General features: G+C 45.5%; 19 protein-coding genes. 10 read left to right on the top strand and 9 right to left on the bottom strand.

Going from position 1 to position 17,149, the window contains the following annotated elements; all coding sequences use genetic code 11:
* Positions 1 to 92 precede the first annotated feature (92 nt).
* Positions 93 to 335 (bottom strand): hypothetical protein, encoded by a 243-nt coding sequence (locus tag GLW00_RS02940; RefSeq protein ID WP_160911067.1) that lies wholly within the window; start codon positions 333 to 335, stop codon positions 93 to 95.
* 451 nt (positions 336 to 786) lie between these two features.
* On the opposite strand from GLW00_RS02940, the gene GLW00_RS02935 reads away from it, so the two are divergent.
* From GLW00_RS02935 to thrB, 3 genes are read left to right on the top strand one after another with little or no spacing between them, the layout of a single operon-like run.
* On the top strand, positions 787 to 2,079 hold the full coding sequence (locus GLW00_RS02935) for a homoserine dehydrogenase (protein WP_160911066.1): 1,293 nt from the start codon (positions 787 to 789) through the stop codon (positions 2,077 to 2,079).
* A gap of 1 nt (position 2,080) precedes the next feature.
* Positions 2,081 to 3,136: a threonine synthase gene (gene thrC, locus GLW00_RS02930; RefSeq protein WP_160911064.1), complete on the top strand. Its 1,056-nt coding sequence runs from the start codon at positions 2,081 to 2,083 to the stop codon at positions 3,134 to 3,136.
* A complete protein-coding gene (thrB, locus tag GLW00_RS02925; RefSeq protein ID WP_160911062.1) occupies positions 3,133 to 4,044 on the top strand; it encodes a homoserine kinase in 912 nt (303 codons plus the stop codon). The genes thrC and thrB overlap by 4 nt, the downstream gene beginning before the upstream one ends.
* Before the next feature lie 242 nt (positions 4,045 to 4,286).
* On the opposite strand, the gene GLW00_RS02920 is transcribed toward thrB, so the two are convergent.
* Complete coding sequence (locus GLW00_RS02920) at positions 4,287 to 4,739, bottom strand: VanZ family protein (protein WP_160911060.1); 453 nt, start codon at positions 4,737 to 4,739, stop codon at positions 4,287 to 4,289.
* A gap of 200 nt (positions 4,740 to 4,939) precedes the next feature.
* Between GLW00_RS02920 and GLW00_RS02915 the strand changes: the two genes are divergently transcribed.
* Complete coding sequence (locus GLW00_RS02915; RefSeq protein ID WP_160911058.1) at positions 4,940 to 5,320, top strand: hypothetical protein; 381 nt, start codon at positions 4,940 to 4,942, stop codon at positions 5,318 to 5,320.
* 32 nt (positions 5,321 to 5,352) lie between these two features.
* Here GLW00_RS02915 and GLW00_RS02910 read toward each other — a convergent pair whose 3' ends face one another.
* Complete coding sequence (locus tag GLW00_RS02910) at positions 5,353 to 5,799, bottom strand: sigma-70 family RNA polymerase sigma factor (RefSeq protein ID WP_237417398.1); 447 nt, start codon at positions 5,797 to 5,799, stop codon at positions 5,353 to 5,355.
* 189 nt (positions 5,800 to 5,988) lie between these two features.
* On the opposite strand from GLW00_RS02910, the gene GLW00_RS20920 reads away from it, so the two are divergent.
* The 4 genes from GLW00_RS20920 to GLW00_RS02890 all read left to right on the top strand — a co-directional run bounded on the left by GLW00_RS20920 (position 5,989) and on the right by GLW00_RS02890 (position 7,812).
* Positions 5,989 to 6,483, top strand: a complete 495-nt coding sequence (locus GLW00_RS20920) for a sigma-70 family RNA polymerase sigma factor (protein WP_369126781.1) — start codon at positions 5,989 to 5,991, stop codon at positions 6,481 to 6,483.
* A gap of 47 nt (positions 6,484 to 6,530) precedes the next feature.
* Positions 6,531 to 6,815: a hypothetical protein gene (locus GLW00_RS02900; protein ID WP_160911054.1), complete on the top strand. Its 285-nt coding sequence runs from the start codon at positions 6,531 to 6,533 to the stop codon at positions 6,813 to 6,815.
* A 35-nt stretch (positions 6,816 to 6,850) separates the two neighbouring features.
* On the top strand, positions 6,851 to 7,048 hold the full coding sequence (locus tag GLW00_RS02895; protein ID WP_160911053.1) for a hypothetical protein: 198 nt from the start codon (positions 6,851 to 6,853) through the stop codon (positions 7,046 to 7,048).
* A 203-nt stretch (positions 7,049 to 7,251) separates the two neighbouring features.
* Entirely contained in the window at positions 7,252 to 7,812 is a 561-nt protein-coding gene (locus tag GLW00_RS02890; protein WP_160911051.1) for a transposase, read from the top strand.
* 621 nt (positions 7,813 to 8,433) lie between these two features.
* Here GLW00_RS02890 and GLW00_RS02885 read toward each other — a convergent pair.
* The 5 genes from GLW00_RS02885 to GLW00_RS02865 all read right to left on the bottom strand — a co-directional run bounded on the left by GLW00_RS02885 (position 8,434) and on the right by GLW00_RS02865 (position 12,709).
* Positions 8,434 to 8,697, bottom strand: a complete 264-nt coding sequence (locus GLW00_RS02885) for an HPr family phosphocarrier protein (protein ID WP_160911049.1) — start codon at positions 8,695 to 8,697, stop codon at positions 8,434 to 8,436.
* A 15-nt stretch (positions 8,698 to 8,712) separates the two neighbouring features.
* A complete protein-coding gene (locus tag GLW00_RS02880) occupies positions 8,713 to 9,609 on the bottom strand; it encodes an AEC family transporter (protein ID WP_115823988.1) in 897 nt (298 codons plus the stop codon).
* Between the two features lie 158 nt (positions 9,610 to 9,767).
* The gene (locus GLW00_RS02875; protein WP_160911047.1) at positions 9,768 to 11,048 is read right to left on the bottom strand and encodes a TRAP transporter large permease; all 1,281 of its coding nucleotides are present in this window, start codon (positions 11,046 to 11,048) and stop codon (positions 9,768 to 9,770) included.
* On the bottom strand, positions 11,045 to 11,584 hold the full coding sequence (locus tag GLW00_RS02870) for a TRAP transporter small permease (RefSeq protein WP_160911046.1): 540 nt from the start codon (positions 11,582 to 11,584) through the stop codon (positions 11,045 to 11,047). Before GLW00_RS02870 ends, GLW00_RS02875 begins: the two co-directional genes overlap by 4 nt.
* Before the next feature lie 75 nt (positions 11,585 to 11,659).
* Positions 11,660 to 12,709 (bottom strand): TRAP transporter substrate-binding protein, encoded by a 1,050-nt coding sequence (locus GLW00_RS02865; RefSeq protein WP_160911044.1) that lies wholly within the window; start codon positions 12,707 to 12,709, stop codon positions 11,660 to 11,662.
* Positions 12,710 to 13,058: 349 nt separating this feature from the next.
* On the opposite strand from GLW00_RS02865, the gene GLW00_RS02860 reads away from it, so the two are divergent.
* Both GLW00_RS02860 and GLW00_RS02855 read left to right on the top strand, forming a co-directional pair.
* The gene (locus GLW00_RS02860; RefSeq protein ID WP_160911042.1) at positions 13,059 to 13,916 is read left to right on the top strand and encodes a MurR/RpiR family transcriptional regulator; all 858 of its coding nucleotides are present in this window, start codon (positions 13,059 to 13,061) and stop codon (positions 13,914 to 13,916) included.
* Positions 13,917 to 13,930: 14 nt separating this feature from the next.
* On the top strand, positions 13,931 to 15,412 hold the full coding sequence (locus GLW00_RS02855; protein ID WP_160911040.1) for a gluconokinase: 1,482 nt from the start codon (positions 13,931 to 13,933) through the stop codon (positions 15,410 to 15,412).
* 68 nt (positions 15,413 to 15,480) lie between these two features.
* On the opposite strand, the gene GLW00_RS02850 is transcribed toward GLW00_RS02855, so the two are convergent.
* The gene (locus GLW00_RS02850; protein WP_160911038.1) at positions 15,481 to 17,142 is read right to left on the bottom strand and encodes a sodium:solute symporter family protein; all 1,662 of its coding nucleotides are present in this window, start codon (positions 17,140 to 17,142) and stop codon (positions 15,481 to 15,483) included.
* Positions 17,143 to 17,149 lie beyond the last annotated feature (7 nt).

Below are 17,149 nucleotides of genomic sequence, written 5' to 3'. Positions count from 1 at the left end.
TATTTGTATGACCTGGTCATCCTATCACTTCCAAAAGAAAGAAGGCCGCTGTGGAAGCTAGCGGCCTTCTTTCTTTTGTTCCTTATAATGAGTTAATCTGAGGGAAAAAATTTTAGCAGATCTTTTCTTATCTCTATACATATATCTATATCCATCGTCTCTTTCTTCTCTTTATGGATGCGGTAGACGGTTTCTCTTCCTTCTCTTATAAATTCATCTTCGCGTCCATATATTCCCCATTCTTTCATAAGTCTCCTTACGTATTCATCATAGACTTCAAGATTCTTGGATAATAATAACACTCCTTGCATTCCCTGTTGTGTAAGAATAGTCACTGACTGTTTCACCTCCTCATCTGTCCCATTTAGTTATAATGTACCTTCCATTATTAGTCAATATATCCTATATTTTTCGCTTGTTTGCATTTCTATTTTTTTACAATGAATAGTTCGAAGAAAACGATTTTCCACTCAAAAGGTTTATAAAAACGCCCTTTTCTTTGTGAAAACAGCTTACAAAATGATTTTTTCTAGTTTTGTTAATTTATTGTAAAAGTTCATCTACTAACTGAAGAATCACGACTTTATCTATCCATTCAGCCGGTGGATTCTTTTAGATAGGAGGAATATTCAAAATACACCTTCCATTTTCTGGTGTACCAGGTCATACATTATATGGAAGGTTAAATCGTCGGATAATTCGGTCTTGTGCTTCAATTTCCTTTCCGTTACAATGTCCTTTATACAAAGAATAATGTTTATTTCAAGTAGACAAGGAGTGTGAACGATGAATAAAGCCATTACCGTAGGACTACTAGGACTTGGAACGGTCGGAAGTGGAGTGATTGAGATCCTCCGCGATCATAAAGAACGCATTGAACATAAGACAGGGTGTAATGTCACGATTAAGTCTGTGCTTGTCAGTGACATGTCAAAAACCCGCGAGGTTCCGGCTGAAACCCAGTTGACGGATCAGTACCAGGATATTACGAGAGATCCGGAGATTGATGTCATCGTAGAGGTGATGGGTGGGATCGATCACACGCTTACTATATTATTAGAAGCCATTGAACACGGAAAACACATCGTCACGGCGAACAAGGATCTTGTCGCCCAGCATGGTGAGCAGCTTTTCGAAGCGTGCCAGAAGCATAACTGTGACTTGTACTACGAAGCGAGTGTGGCCGGTGGTATTCCAATCATCCGCTCGATCATGGATGGCCTGTCCTCCGATCGTATTACAAAGATGATGGGAATCGTTAACGGCACGACAAACTATATTATGACGAAGATGGCCCAGGACGGGGTGGACTTTGACAGCGTCTTGAAGGAAGCACAGGATCTTGGTTTCGCAGAAGCCGACCCGACGGCTGACGTGGACGGTCTGGATGCGGCTAGAAAGATGACGATTCTATCAATCTTAGGTTTCTCTATGCCTTACAGTCTGGAAGATGTTGATATTAAAGGAATACGCGGCATTTCTTCTGATGATATTACCTACGCGGAAGAGCTGGGGTATCGCATCAAGCTGATCGGGATTGCGGAAAATAACCACAACGGTGTTTCGGTCAGTGTCGAGCCGACATTGCTTCCGATTCAACACCCGCTTTCTTCTGTTAATGATGAATTTAATGCCGTTTATGTGTACGGAGATGCCGTCGGCGAAACGATGTTTTACGGACCGGGTGCCGGTAAACTTCCGACAGCCACAGCCGTTGTTGCCGACTTGATCGCCGTATTGAAAAACATCCGCCTCGGGACAACAGGTACAGCCTATGTGCAGCCGCAGTTCCCTAAGCAAGTGAAAGCGAAAAAAGATCAGCTGACGAAGAAGTATATTCGTCTCCATGTTGATGACAAGGCAGGCATGTTGAACGACCTGACGAACATTTTTGCCCAATACGACCTCTCTTTCGATCAATTCACCCAGCGTTCGACTGATCAGGAAGGCGAACGTGAATTGATGATGGTCACTCATCAAGTAAGCGAGGAAGACTTTGAAAAAGCGATTCAGGACATTGAGTCGCTCGATTCTGTAAGAAATATCGACAGCATATTCCGTGTAGAAGGAGGAAACTGACATGTGGCGTGGATTGATTCATGAATATGGAGAGTTTTTACCCGTTTCCGAAAAAACACCAAAACTGACGTTGCATGAGGGGAATACTCCTCTCCTTCCGATTCCATCCATCTCCCAGGACCTTGGAATTGAGGGGTATGTCAAAATTGAAGGAGCGAACCCGACAGGCTCTTTCAAAGACCGCGGCATGGTGATGGCGATGGCAAAAGCGATTGAAGAAGGTTCAGAGGCTGTGATCTGTGCTTCTACAGGAAACACGTCCGCTTCTGCAGCTGCGTTTGCAGCACGCGCAGGCCTTCGTTGCATCGTCGTCATCCCTGACGGAAAAATTGCGGAAGGGAAATTAGCGCAGGCGGTTATGTACGGCGCGGAAATTTTTGCAATCAAAGGGAACTTCGATGACGCTCTTCGTATGGTACGGAAAATGGCGGAGAATGAGCCGGTCACTCTCGTAAACTCCGTGAACCCTTACCGTATCGAGGGACAGAAGACGGCTGCCTTTGAAGTTTGTGATGCGCTTGGCACTGCACCCGATATCTTAAGTATTCCTGTCGGTAATGCCGGAAACATTACGGCGTATTGGAAAGGGTTCAAAGAATACAACGAGCGACATGGTTCCGGACTTCCCCAGATGATGGGCTTTGAGGCGAGCGGTTCTGCCGCGATCGTCCGCAATCAGGTTATCGAAGATCCGGAAACATTGGCGACAGCGATCAGGATCGGGAACCCGGCAAGCTGGGATAAAGCGTTAAGCGTGCGTGCCGAATCGAATGGCCTGATTGATGAAGTGACAGATGAAGAAATCGTTGAAGCCTATCAGTATCTCGCGCAAAAAGAAGGCGTGTTCGCTGAGCCTGCCTCTTGTGCTTCCATCGCAGGTATGATTAAAAAAGTGAAAGACGGTACGATTCCACAAGGTTCTAAAATCGTTCATGTGTTAACAGGAAACGGGTTGAAGGATCCGACGACAGCCATGGACCAGAGCCCAGTCAAACCGACACGCATCGAAAATGATTACAACATCTTCGCTTCTGCTGTGACAGGTGTTCAATCATGAGCCGGTTTCAAATCCGAGTGCCTGCGACATCCGCGAACCTCGGCCCGGGATTTGATTCCGTCGGTATTGCACTATCGAAATATGTGACGCTTGACTGCCAGCCGGCCGATGAATGGTTTTTTTCCGTTCCTGAAGAAGACCAGCCTTATATCCCTTCGGGTAAAAACAATCTGATTTACAAGACGGCGTTATTCACAGCCGAAGCCATGGGGCATGAAGACCTCCCCCCCACCTATGTGCAGCTTGAGAATGATGTGCCAATCGCCCGAGGGCTTGGAAGTTCATCAACCGCAGTAGTTGGAGGGATTGAACTGGCTGATCATCTCCTTGACCTTGGCTTAAGTCGTTATGAAAAATTTAAAATCGCCTGCGAGATTGAGGGGCATCCTGACAATGTAGGACCGGCGATTTTCGGCGGTATTATGGTTTCTAATTATGATGGGGAGCATTTGGACTATGTCCATTTTACAGAAGGAATGGATGATTTGACCTGGCTCGCCATCATTCCCGACTATCATTTGGAAACGGAAAAAGCACGTGGATTGCTGCCTGTGGAAATAGAATACAAACAGGCGGTGAACAATAGCGGGAGCGCCAATGTGCTCGTCGCTGCCTTAGCTACAAAAAATTGGGCGCTTGCCGGAAAAATGATGCAGAGCGACCGCTGGCATCAGCCTTACCGGCAGATTCTCATTCCTGGATTCTCTTCTTTTAAAGATATTCTGGAAAAAGAACATTCGCTCGGCCACTACATCAGCGGGGCAGGACCGACCACTGTGGCCCTTTTTGATGAATGGGATGAAGATAAACGAGAACGACTTGAAGTAGCTCTTGAAGATTACCAGGTCGAACCGCTTCAGGTGAACCTGAGTGGTGCAGAAACATTGGTTTTGACCCCTGAAAAATGACAAAGAGAACCAGTACATGAAGTGCTGGTTCTCTTTTTGTTTTGGTGTGAATGGGCAAGCCTTTGGCGCGACTTGGCCCCTCTTTGGTGCGACTCGCTCTCCCTTTGGCGCGACTCGGCCCCTCTTTGGCGCGATTCGGCTTCCCTTTGGCGCGATTCGCTCTCCCTTTGGCGCGATTCGGCACCTCTTTGGCGCGATCCGGCACCTCTTTGGTGCGCTACTATAAAATATGGAGTCCAGGATCAACGTTTCTCCGTGCTTTTTCTAACATAAAAGAGGAGAATGAGTAAAACTCCCACCAAGCCTCCAATGCTGTCTAAAACGACATCCCCGGCATAAGGCGTACGGTTGGGGGTTAGCGACTGGTGATATTCATCCAAACAAGCATAGAGGACGGTGATCATGTAAGATACGATCAATTTTCCTTTTAATCCCCACCCCGTGTTGTGATGGAAAGCGAGAAATGTCGTGATCATGAGGAAGAAAAAAACGGTCAGGTGGGCTGCTTTACGAATAAGAAACTCCAGCATGCCATCAACCCCACGGCTTTCTATATTGATCGTCTCCCCGTAGTAAGTAAATTCGATGAGGGATAACACGGGTTTGATAAAATCTAAATTCATATAAAGATTCATCGTTGGACGCAGGTCCTGTTGTTCATAGGGCTGGGAAGAAAAGAAGAAAATTAAACCCATTACACCCAGGGGTAATAAACCATAAATAACTTTTTTACACAAAATCAGTCACACTTTCCTATTATCTTTTCATTTGCATATTTAATAGTTTACAACAACTGTAAATGATTTTAAAAGATTTAAAGAATTACTAACTCAGACTATTATTAAGGAGAAAATTTGTATACAATATTATTAGAAAATCAAAAGGGGGATTCGAAATGGCGAAGAAGAGTAAACAATACGACTATGACCTCAGCGAAGTAAAACGTCTAATCGGCGAGACAGATAAAAACTACCGAGAAATTGCTGCAGAGACAGGATGCCCGTATGCGAGCGTCGTGTATCACGGTCGTAAGATTCGCGGACGTGTCAATCGTATGCGTCAGGAAGAAATGATGGAAGAACAACCACAATCGTTTTTATCGATTAAAGAGGATCAACATACATCAGAGGAAGCGACGATGTTGTCTGGCGGGACGACGTTGAGCATTTCCAGAAATGACGTGCAAATCCAGGATGCAGAGCAAGAGGCGGCTAAGATGATTAAAGCTGCACGCGCGCTTGGATTGAGCAAAATAAATATAACCATTAATAAATAAGCGCACAGTCTCGGGGTCCCCTCCGAGGCTTTTTATATGGTCTTACCAAGTTCCTTCAGTTTCTTCCTTGCGTGTCTCCCCCAGTTTTTCACAGCATCCTGACTTACCCCTTCCAGACGAGCAATCTGTGAAATGGACCGGTCCCTAATGATATAGTGATAGACCCATTTCCACTGATTCGGTGTGAGCGCCTCTTTTACCTGGTTCCATAGGAGTTCGTCGGTAATTTTGTCCTCCCATTGATCGCGTCCCTCCTGTACCATCTGCTCGGCGATCCCCTCCTCCTGCTCATAGGTTCTTGAATCTTTACGGATTTTATCAATTAACGCATTGCGGACTTTCCAGTGCATGTATGAATGCAAGGTTCCCGCCTCAGGGTCATATGTACGGTAGGCATTCCACAGAGCGAAAAGACCTTCGGCATAGAAATCGCCGTTTCGATCTCTAATATTCAGCTTATGAATATGATAATGAATCAACTCTTCACTTTATGCTACTAATTTTTCAAACATATCATCGGTAACCATAAGACACCCTCCCTAAATAATCCTTCATACTATAATCGATAGAAAAAGGGATTTTGGTGTCATGTTTTTGCGAATTTTTCAATTTTATGTAGAAGAAAATTGAATTTTTCTTTTCATTCGTTAGGAAATACAGGATAATAGATGCATAGAAAGGAGTGTGTCATGAAAGATCATATTCTTGATTTCCCCGCTTATCAACGCCTTATCCATTCCTGCCTCCGCCGTTGGAAGCTCCCGGAGCCTTACGAAGACTGCCTGCAGGAGAGCTACCTCATTTATGTACGTTGTGTAGAAAAGTATGACTACAAACGCAGCAAGTTCTCCACGTTTTTCATTCAATCCTTGTACAGACACTTCCAAACGATGAACAGAAGAAACCATCAAAACAGGGAAGCCATTCACTTTTTCTCCATCCAACAAAACCCACACGAAAAAGACCCGCTGCACGAACCTCTTCTTCTTCTTGACATCTATCACTTTTCCTCTCTCACCCTTATAGAACAAGCCGTTTTTGAAAGATGTTATACCGGGTACACCGTGAATCAAATTTCTTCATTGATAGGAAAGAGCCCTTCTACTATTCTAAGAGCCCGAAGACAGATCAGGAGAAAAACAGCCGACTGTTTACCCACGTAGTAAATAGGGAAGATACAATTATCCCAATAAAAACGGAGGAATCCTCTTTGGAACAAACGTCCCGGTCCTTGTTCCCTCTTGCGAATATATGGCTCGATGATGCACCAACCACGTTCACCCATGCATTCCTCGAGCGTCTGGCTTACGAATGGATGGTTGAAATCGTCAACCCTTTTCCGCTGCCACTGTTAGAAGATCGAGAACTTGTACTCGACATCTCCATTGAACAAACCGACGGCACTCTATTTGCCCACCTCCCCATCCAGTCCTACAGCATCGAAGCCGGCAATGAATTCAGCGTCTATCGGTTTCACATGTACCCACCGGAGTAATCATGATTTTCCTCCACGTTCCTTAGAATGTTATAATGTCAGGGACGTTTTATGGAAAGGAAGAGACGATGCTCTATCTCGGATTTGCCGGATTTTTTCTCATTTATTTAATTCTGGGATGGTTCACGAATGTCGTCGAAATGTCGACCTTCAGCGCCATCTTCAGTGTCGCGTTTCTATGCCTGAACCTTTATATGTTCTGGAAAGATAAGAAAAACCAAAGCTCCACATAAAAAAAAGATCCGTCTATAGAGGCGGATCTTTTTTGTGTGGAGGCTTTTCTATAGTCGGCGGTGTTGTTGGAATTATTTGTATGACCTGGTACACCAGAAACTGTAAGACGTGGTACAACAATATTTGGAAATGGTGCAGGAGTTTGGACGCTTTTGTCGAATAAAGGAGAGGTGTGATTATTGAAGGAGAAAGGATTGATGTTATGCGTAAGCGTCGATGGTTTCCGAAGGCCTGGTACCATATAACGGCTAGAGGAAACCGAAAAGTAGATATTTTTTATGATGAGAAAGACAGGTATAAGTATTTAACCCTTTTACAGGAAGCAAAGCTTTCCCACCCGTTCCACCTTCACTCTTTTTGCCTCATGTCCAACCACGTACACCTCCTTATCGAAACCATTGAACTCCCACCAGGCACTTTCATGAAGGATCTTCACTCCCAATACGCGATGTATTTCAACAAGAAATACGGCTATGCTGGTCATCTCTTTGAAGGACCCTATAAAGCGAAGCTCGAGGATGATGTGAATGCCGTGCTCCAGGTCAGTCGTTATATTCACTTGAACCCTTGCCGGGCACTCATCACCTTTCAGCCTGAAGATTACAAATGGAGCAGTTACGCTCATTACTTATCCCCCTCTCCTTATTACTCCGAGTTCGTTTCCACCTCTACGATTCTTTCTTATTTCAAAGACGTGAAGCAGTATGAGTTTTTTGTTCAAATGGAAAATAAAGTAAGACCTAGTCATCCAAATAATGGGTAACCAGGTCTTACATAAAATCCCACACAGAACCTCTATCCTCTCACAATTTATGATAACTTAAGTTTATAATGATTATTCGACATCATATCTTTTTCTAAGGAAGTGCATAGGTATATGACTGAGAATATGTATTTAAGAAAGTTCTTGGTGGGCATGATTTTTTATTTCATTTTTCTCTTATTCATCCTTTTTTCGAGTTTCATCCTAGGATGGGAGGTCGTAGAGTTGGTGACTGCGGTTACGAACATCCATTTCCTTTTTGCATTTTTTGTTTACGCCCCGTTCTGGTCGCTCATTAGTGAAGGGTTAAGTGATGCACTTAGGAAAAAAGGAAGAATTAAATCAAAGAACGTACGAAACGTTTCTCTACTCTTCCATCTCGTAGTGGGACCTCTTTTTCTATTCTTTTTTCCGCTGCTTGAAAACAATCTAGAAGGTTTATTCACCAGGTTTTACCCGACGATACTTTTTCTATTTTTATCATCCATTCCGGCATTTTTTTACTGGTGTATAGAGGAAAGTTTGATGCGATATAGATTGGATTCCAAAGCTTAAAAGCCCTGCTAAAAAAAGACCTGGTCACCCATATAATGGGTGACCAGGTCTTACATAAAATCCCAATTAAGGCTGAAGGAAGGTTTCTACTTCTTCGAGGGCTTGGGCGGCGTCGGGGCCGATGCAGGTGACTTCGATTTCGTCGCCTTCGTGCAGTCTTAAGTTGATCAGTCCGAGAAAGCTTTTCAGGTTGGCTTCGTGTACGCTTCCCTGGACCACTTTCTTCAGAATGATTTCTGAATCATAGCTTTGGATGATCTGGGACAGTTCCATGATTGTTTGTGTTTCTTTCATGTGTACCTTCACATCTTTCGATACTTTTTCGCTCATTTCAATCTTCCTCCTTTATATGAATAAGTTCAATAGTATAGGGATGGTGACGATACTGAATAACGTCGTCACTAAAGTAATGCTTGAAACAAGGTCCGGCTTCGAATTGAACTGGACGGCATAAATCGTTGTCGTTGCTGCTGAAGGCATGGCCGCGGAAACGATCAGCACAGCAGCCATCATGTCACTCATCGGCAGCACTAATGTCAGAACGAAGGCGATAAGTGGTGAACCAATCAGACGAAGGGTCGTGGCATAGGAAACTTTCGGCCATTCCAGGTTTCTCAATGGGATGCCGGCAAGCTGCATGCCAAGTACGACCATTACCATCGGAACTGTTGCGGCAGCCAGCAAGTCGATGCTGTTCATAAGATTCTCCGGGACGGGTACTCCTCCAAGATTCATGGGAAGTGCCACAAGTACCGCATACGTCGGTGGCATTTTCAAAACAGAAAGCAGGGCCATTTTAAGTCCGGAAGTTCCTTTAGCCGCATAGTACACGCCGAAAAAGTTCATAATGATCGCCTGCAGAACCATGAAGGACACGGAGTAGACAAATCCTTCTTCCCCGAAAGCAAAAAGAATGATCGGTACGCCGTAGTTCCCGGAATTCATGAACGCTGTTGATAAAATCAACCCGCTCTCCATGCTCTGGTCGTAGTTTTTCACCTTACTGACAATCTTGTTGATTCCAAGAATGCTGAAAAGCAACAGTCCGGAGAAGACGAGCATCATCAAATATTCCCCGTTCAAATCCGCTTCGTAAAATGTCTGGAAAACTAAACAGGGCAGCATCACATACAGAGCGATCGTCGATACAGATTTCACATCTAATTTAGCGATTTTTTGTATGGTAAAGCCGGCTCCGAAAATGAGAATAACCGGCAATACGACTTGAATAAATACACTCATAACACATTTACCGTTCGGCTGCGTCCCGCCATCCAATAGACGGCGTCCGCACCGCCTTTCCTTTTAAACTGAGGGGTGTAACGCTTAAAACCGAAAAACCCCTTGCCTAAAAGCAAGGGATTCCGGGTGACGTACAAGGAGGGTCAGTCCTTTTTTCATCATTCAGCGAAGCTGATCAACCATAGAGATAATTCTGGAATAAACGTAATCATCAGTAACGAGAAGATCATCGCGAAAAAGTAAGGGATGATCGCACGGGACAGCTGCTCGATGGAGAGCCCGGATATTCCGGATCCGACGAACAAGTTGACGCCGAGTGGCGGTGTAATGAATCCGATCGCCAGGTTCACGACCATGATGATTCCGAAGTGGATCGGATCGTAACCAAGGTTTACGGCAATTGGTAGCAGGATCGGTGTCAAAATGATGATCGCTGCCAGTGTATCCATGAAACACCCGACGATAAGCAGAAGCAATGTGATCAATAGAATCAGAATGATCTCATTTTCTGATATGGACAACATGAAGTTGGCCACTTGCGTAGGGATCTGCTCGATCGTAAGTAGACGGCCGAAAGCTGTTGCGGAACCAACGATGATCAGGACGGTCGCCGTCGTCAAAGCTGAATCTGCGAAAATTTTCGGCATGTCTTTGATGCTGAGTTCACCGTAAAGGAACAAGCCGGCGATCATACCGTACACGACAGCAATAACGGCTGCTTCTGTCGGCGTGAAAATTCCGCCGTAAATCCCACCTAAGATAATGACAGGAATGACAAGGGCCCATTTGGCTTCCCAGAGTGTTTTTCCGATGTTTGCGAGGGACGTTTTTTCTGCCAGACCTTTATACCCTTGTTGTCTTGAATAAATGTACGCCCAAGCAAGAAGTGCTCCACCGACGATAAATCCTGGGATAATTCCTGCGATGAACATGTCTCCGATGGAGGCTCCACCAACGACACCGTAGATGACCATTGGAATACTTGGAGGGATGATGACACCAATGGAACCCGCTGCAGCTACCGTAGCTGTCGCGAATTTCTTGTCATATCCTTGTCTCACCATGGCAGGAATCATAATGCCACCAATGGCTGCAACGGTGGCTGGTCCTGAACCGGAAATCGCTGCAAAGAACATACATGTGACGATGGTCGCCATCGCAAATCCACCCGTTTTGTTACCAACAAGAGCGTTTGCGAAGTTGAACAATCTCTCGGATATGCCGCCTTTCCCCATGATTTCACCGGCTAGGATGAAAAAGGGAACGGCCATCAATGGGAATGAATCGACAGATGTGACGAGTTCCTTCATTAAAAACTGCACCGGAATGGCGCCCGTATAGAAGATGGTCGCAAGTGTCGATAATCCGAGAGCGATCCCGATCGGTACACTAAGCAATAGGAAGAGGGCGAATGTCCCGAATAATACGATTGTTGTCATGATTCATCCTCTCCTTCCTGCTGCTGCATACGATCGCGTTCATCGTCGACGTCGAGTTCTTTTTTACCAATTAGCATTTTGATCTGAACGATCAAGTTTTGTACGAGACGGATTGCTGTCAAAGCAAATCCGACTGGTGTCGCCATGTAAACAAGCCCCATCGGTATATGTAAGGCCGGTGACTGTTGGCCGAACGATAGCAACTGGGAAGCGATGCTGTATCCATTGACGACCACATACAAACTGAAAACTAAGAATAGTAGATTCGCAATGATGGCGAGCATCAATTTCGCTTTTCCTTTAAGTAACAGCAGCATGACGTCCACTTTGATGTGGCGCTGCTTCTTCACTCCGTAACTGATTCCGATATACACTAACCAAATGAAGCAGTACCGTCCGAGTTCCTCTGACCAGGACAATGAATTTCCCGACACACGCATCGCGACTTGCAGGAAAATGACACTGACCATGATGGTCGAGAAAATGACGAGCAATACTTCTTCAAATCTTCGGTCGATCGCTCGAATGATGTTCATTTTCTTCACCTCAACTGACCCTGAATGGAGAAGAATACGCTGCAGAACCGCTACAGCGTACCCTTTTGCATTCTATTATTTTTGCGCGTCTTCAATCGCTTTGTACACTTTGTCTACCGTTTCTTCACCAATCTTACTCTTGTAATCTTCAATGACAGGAGCTACCGCATCGACCATTTCCTGGCGAGCTTCATCTGAGATTTCTGTGTACTCCATGCCTTCTTCTTGAAGCTGTTTCAAATACTTTTCGTTCGCTTCACGGTTCAACTTACGCTCATGCTTACCTGCTTCTACTGCTGCATCTTTCACAATCTTCTGCTGATCTTCAGTCAATCCATCATAGAAAGATTTGCTCATCAAGAATACGAATGGGCTGTAGATGTGGTGCGTGTTGGATACGTGATCCTGAACTTCATAGAACTTTTGAAGATAGATTGTTGCATAAGGGTTTTCCTGACCGTCCACTGTACCTTGCTGCATTGCTGTGAATAATTCTGTGAATGCCATAGGTGTAGGGTTTGCTCCCAGTGCTTTGAAAGCATCCAGGTGCAGATCGTTTTCCATTGTACGGATTTTCAAACCATCGAAGTCATCAACAGATGCTACCGCACGCTCACTGTTTGTAAGGTCACGGAAACCATTTTCCCAATAAGCAAGGCCTACAAGGTTCTGTTCTTCTAGTTTCCCAAGCAATTCTTGTCCAACTTCACCGTCTAACACTTCGTCCGCCACTTGTTCGTTAGGGAAAAGGAACGGAATGTCGAAAACGCTGAATTCTGGTACGAAGTTCGCTAGTGGTGCTGTAGAAGGAACAACCACTTCCTGTGTACCAAGCTGAAGCGCTTCTGTCATGGAACGGTCGTCACCAAGCTGACCACTGTGATAGGTATCCACTTTGATCGCGCCATCAGTTTTCTCTTCCACAATTTCCTTAAACTTCAATAGACCTTTGTACTGAGGGTGGTCACTGTTCAGACCGATACCCGCTTTAATCGTTTTTGTTTCGCCGCTGTCGCCTGAAGCGCTTTCACCTTCACCACTGCTGGACTCTGCATCGCCGTTACCACAAGCGGCAAGGACCGTAATCAAAAGAACGATGGACAATAAACCAAATAATTTCTTCATGTTCAACCTCTCTCCTTTTATATGTAAAATTTTTTTCACAAAGCTTACGTACTATTCCTAAAACGGTAACCGCTTTCAATGAAGGGCCAACGAAACAGGAATCGATTCCATAGAAAATAGTTTCCGTATGTACATCTCCCTCTGCGTCTTGATTAGAAGCGCTTTCAAAGAACCTCTAAAAAAAAGCGTGTTGAAAAATGTGAAAATTATTTTCTGTAATTTCGATTATACAATAAATCTTTTTTAGTTCAATAGTTTTTCAGAAAAAAATTTCAACGAACCCAAACTTTCTTTTGAAATTAATTTCATATACAATAAGAGAAAGTGGAAATTCGAAGGAGGAATCCCTATGATTGAAGCTCCCACGAAACACGTCATCAGTCGAATCCGTTCTTCTTATACGCAGTTCAGTGAAAAAGAAAAACTGATCGCTGATTACATTTTAGAAAATACAGAAGAAATCGTTCACTCTACCATTAACCAGGTCGCTGATGATCTTATGGTCGCGGATGCAACCGTTTTCAGATTTTGTAAGCGCTTAGGTTTTAAAGGCTACCAAGCCATGAAAATTGCTTTAGCCTCAGAAATCGTCAATCCGATCCAGGATATCCATGAAAAGATATCTGAAGAAGATACCGATTTTGAAATTACTGAAAAAGTTTTTCAAGCGAATATCCGGGCACTCGAAACATCCCGGGATGTCCAGAACCCGCTTTCTTTGAAAAAAGCGATGGAATACTTGGTCGAAGCCGACCGGGTGTTCTTTTTCGGAAGTGGTGGATCCAATATCCTAGCCATGGACGCTCAGCACAAGTTTATGAGGACCGGAATGGAAGCGTATGCTTACCCGGATACACACTTACAGCTGATGTCCGCTTCGCAAATGAGAGAAACGGATGTAGCGGTCGTTATTTCCCATACCGGTTCGAATCAGGATATTCTCGATATTGTGGATGTCGCGAAAGAGAACCATGTGAAGATTATCGCTATAACGAACTTCGCTAAATCTCCACTGACAAAAGTGGTCGATTTGTCTTTGTATACCGTCGCAGAAGAAACGGAATTCCGTTCAGAAGCGCTCGCTTCAAGAATCGCCGGACTTTCGCTGATCGATTCTCTTTTTGTCAATTATAGTGTAAAAATGAAGGAACAAGCGCAGACCGCTACGCAGCGCATGCGTGATGCGATCTCAAGAAAGCGTGTGTAGAAAGGAAATTTAAGATGAGTTATGTGATTGGATTAGATCTTGGAACGACGAGCGCGAAATCCGTCGTTTTTCATAAAAATGGAGAGGTAGCCGCTGAATACGAAGTGGCTTACCCCCTCTCCCACCCTGTCGTCGGTCACGCCGAACAGGATCCGCTTCAAATGGAGCAGGCCGCACTAGAAGCGTTGGACTTAAGTACAGAAACCATTGAACGTCATGAGATTTTGGGGGTCGGAATCTCTGCTGCTATGCACTCCCTGATTTGTATGGATGAAAAAGGGGCTCCTCTTTCCCCGTCGATCATTTGGGCAGACGCGCGCAGTGCAGAGGAAGCGAACACCTTGAAGGAAAGCCACCCCGATGTGTATAGGCGCACAGGTACACCGCTGCATCCAATGTCTCCGTTATCGAAACTGTTATGGATGAAAAACAACGACTATGAACCATGGCAGAAAGCCGACTACTTTGTATCGGTGAAAGAATTTTTATTGTATCGCTGGTTCGGGGAAAAAGTGGTCGATTATTCGATTGCTGCAGCCACGGGGCTTTTCAACATTCTTGAACATACTTGGGATGAAGAAACGCTCACTATTGCAGGCATTGGTCGTGAACAGCTTTTCCAACCTGTGGAGCCTACGTATGCAATGAAAGGCATGAGTGCAGAAGCCGCTGAAAAGGCTGGTCTCGATGCAGGAACGCCATTTGTCATCGGTGGAAGTGATGGGCCTTTGGCGAACCTTGGAATTGGCGCGATTCAGCCTGGTGAGACAGCCATCACCATTGGTACAAGTGGAGCGATCCGACAATTTTCCAGTGAACCGCTTCTGGATGATCAACAGGAGGTGTTCTCCTATAGCTTTACCGATGATTTATGGATTACCGGCGGACCGTCCAATAACGGGGGCCTTGTGCTGCAATGGGTGCAGCGGCTCTTTTCCGGTGAGGAAGAAGTTTCAGTTGAAGAGTTGACTCGTCTAGCCAGTGAACTAGAAGCGGGTGCGGGAAATTTGATTTTCCTTCCTTATCTAAACGGGGAGCGCGCGCCGTTCTGGAACGCGGAAGCGAAAGGGTCTTTCATTGGACTGACACCTGCCCACGGCAAGGAACATATGACGAGAGCCGCGATGGAAGGCGTACTGTTTTCCATTTTACATATTGGAAGTGCCCTGGAGCGTCTTGGCAACAAGCATGACAAAATTTATGCGAGCGGCGGATTTGCCAGGTCAGAGACATGGGTCCAAATGCTTGCTGACATTTTCAACAAGCGCATCGATATTCCGGTAAGCCATCAAAGTTCCGCCTGGGGAGCGGCCTGGGTAGCCTTGTACAGTCTTGGTCACGTGGACAGCTTAGCATCGATTAAATATTCGATTCCTATGAAGGAACATTATGAACCGAATTCCGAGAACCATCAAAAATATAAAGCCCTCTTTGAAGTCTACGAATCCGTATCAGCCAAACTGCAAACCGACTTCGAAAAACTTCATCGTATGTAAGATGTAAATAAATGGTGTACCAGGTCATCCAAATATTGGATGACCTGGTACACCTATTTTTTCCATTTTTATTTGACGTTTTCTTTGAGCCAGTATTCTCCGTCTTTGTATTCGATTTGTTCAGGATAACGGAGATCTGTAACTTCGTCCTGGGTTTGTTTGGATGGTGGTGCGGTCGCGAGAGAGACAACGACGTTCGCTATGATAGCGGCTGATGCCCCGAAAACGCCGGCACCGGTATCAATGATTCCAAGGATTGTGAACCCTCCGTATTTCGCTGCAAAAATGTATCCGAGGGTCACGGAAAGGCCGACAAGCAAACCGGCAATAACCCCAGGTCCATTGGCCCGCTTCCACCATACGCCGAGAAGCAGGGCCGGGAAGAACGAGCCGGATGCTAAAGCAAAGGCCCAGGCGACGATTTGCGTGATGGCCCCTGGCGGATTCAAGGCAATCAAACCTGCGGCGACAGTAGCAAGGACGATCGACCAGCGTCCGACAGCCAGACGTTTTTTCTCACTCGCATTCGGATTGATGGAGCGGTAATAAATGTCGTGGGACAAGGCTGCGGAAATCGCGATCATCAATCCACCGGCTGTTGATAAGGCAGCCGCCATTGCACCGGCAGCCATCAAACCGATGACGAAGATGCCAAGATTTGCGATCTCTGGTGTTGCCATAACGACGATATCATTACTGATGACAAGTTCAGACCACTGAAGGACCCCGTCACTATTATTGTCCGCAAGGGAAAGCCGTCCGGTATCCACCCAGGCTTGTGTCCATGCGGGAAGATTATTCAATTGCGAACCTGCCACTTCCGTCATCAGGATGAAGCGGGAAAAAGCGGCGTACGCAGGAGCAGATAAATAGAGTAAACCGATGAATAGCAAAGCCCAGGCTCCACTCCAGCGAGCAGCTTTCATCGTCGCAACCGTATAGAATCGGACGATGACGTGTGGCAGACCGGCTGTTCCCGCTGTCAGTGTGAACATCAGAGCGATGAACTGCCATTTCGATCCTTCTGTAAATGGAATGATGTATTCAGAAATGCCCAACTCCTGATCGATCGTACGCATCTCCGAAATGACGTCCCCGTATGAAATCCAAGGGACAGGATTCTGCGTCAGCTGCAGCGACATGAAAATGACCGGAATCAAATACGCGATAATCAATACCAAGTACTGGGCGACCTGTGTCCAGGTGATTCCTTTCATTCCACCCATCGCTGAGTAAAAGGCGATCAGCACGACGCCAATCAACGTCCCAGTGACCGTGTTTATTTCAAACAGACGTCCAATAACAACCCCTGACCCAGATAATTGTCCGACCGAGTAGGTGAAGCTTATAATGATGGTTGCTACAGCAGCAATTAACCTGGCCGTATTGCTGCGATAGCGGTCTCCAATGAATTCCGGCACGGTGTACCGGCCATATTTTCTTAACTGTGGTGCTAAAAGGAACGTAAGCAGCAAATATCCGCCTGTCCATCCCATAATGTATGCGAGTCCATCGTATCCAAGAATCATGACCGTACCGGCGAGTCCGATGAATGAAGCTGCACTCATCCAATCTGCTCCAATGGCCATGCCATTGTAAACAGGCGGCACCCCGCGGCCGGCAACGTAGAAATCTGAAGTAGCCCTTGCTTTATTGTAGACAGCGATACCTATGTACAGAGCAAAAGTAGCGACAATCAAAGCAAGGGAGACTATAAACTGTGCGTCCATATTTCTC

The sequence above is a fragment of the Halobacillus litoralis genome, from assembly GCF_009856445.1.
GTDB classification, from domain to species: Bacteria; Bacillota; Bacilli; order Bacillales; family Halobacillaceae; genus Halobacillus; species Halobacillus litoralis.
This window is presented reverse-complemented; position numbering and strand designations above follow the sequence as displayed.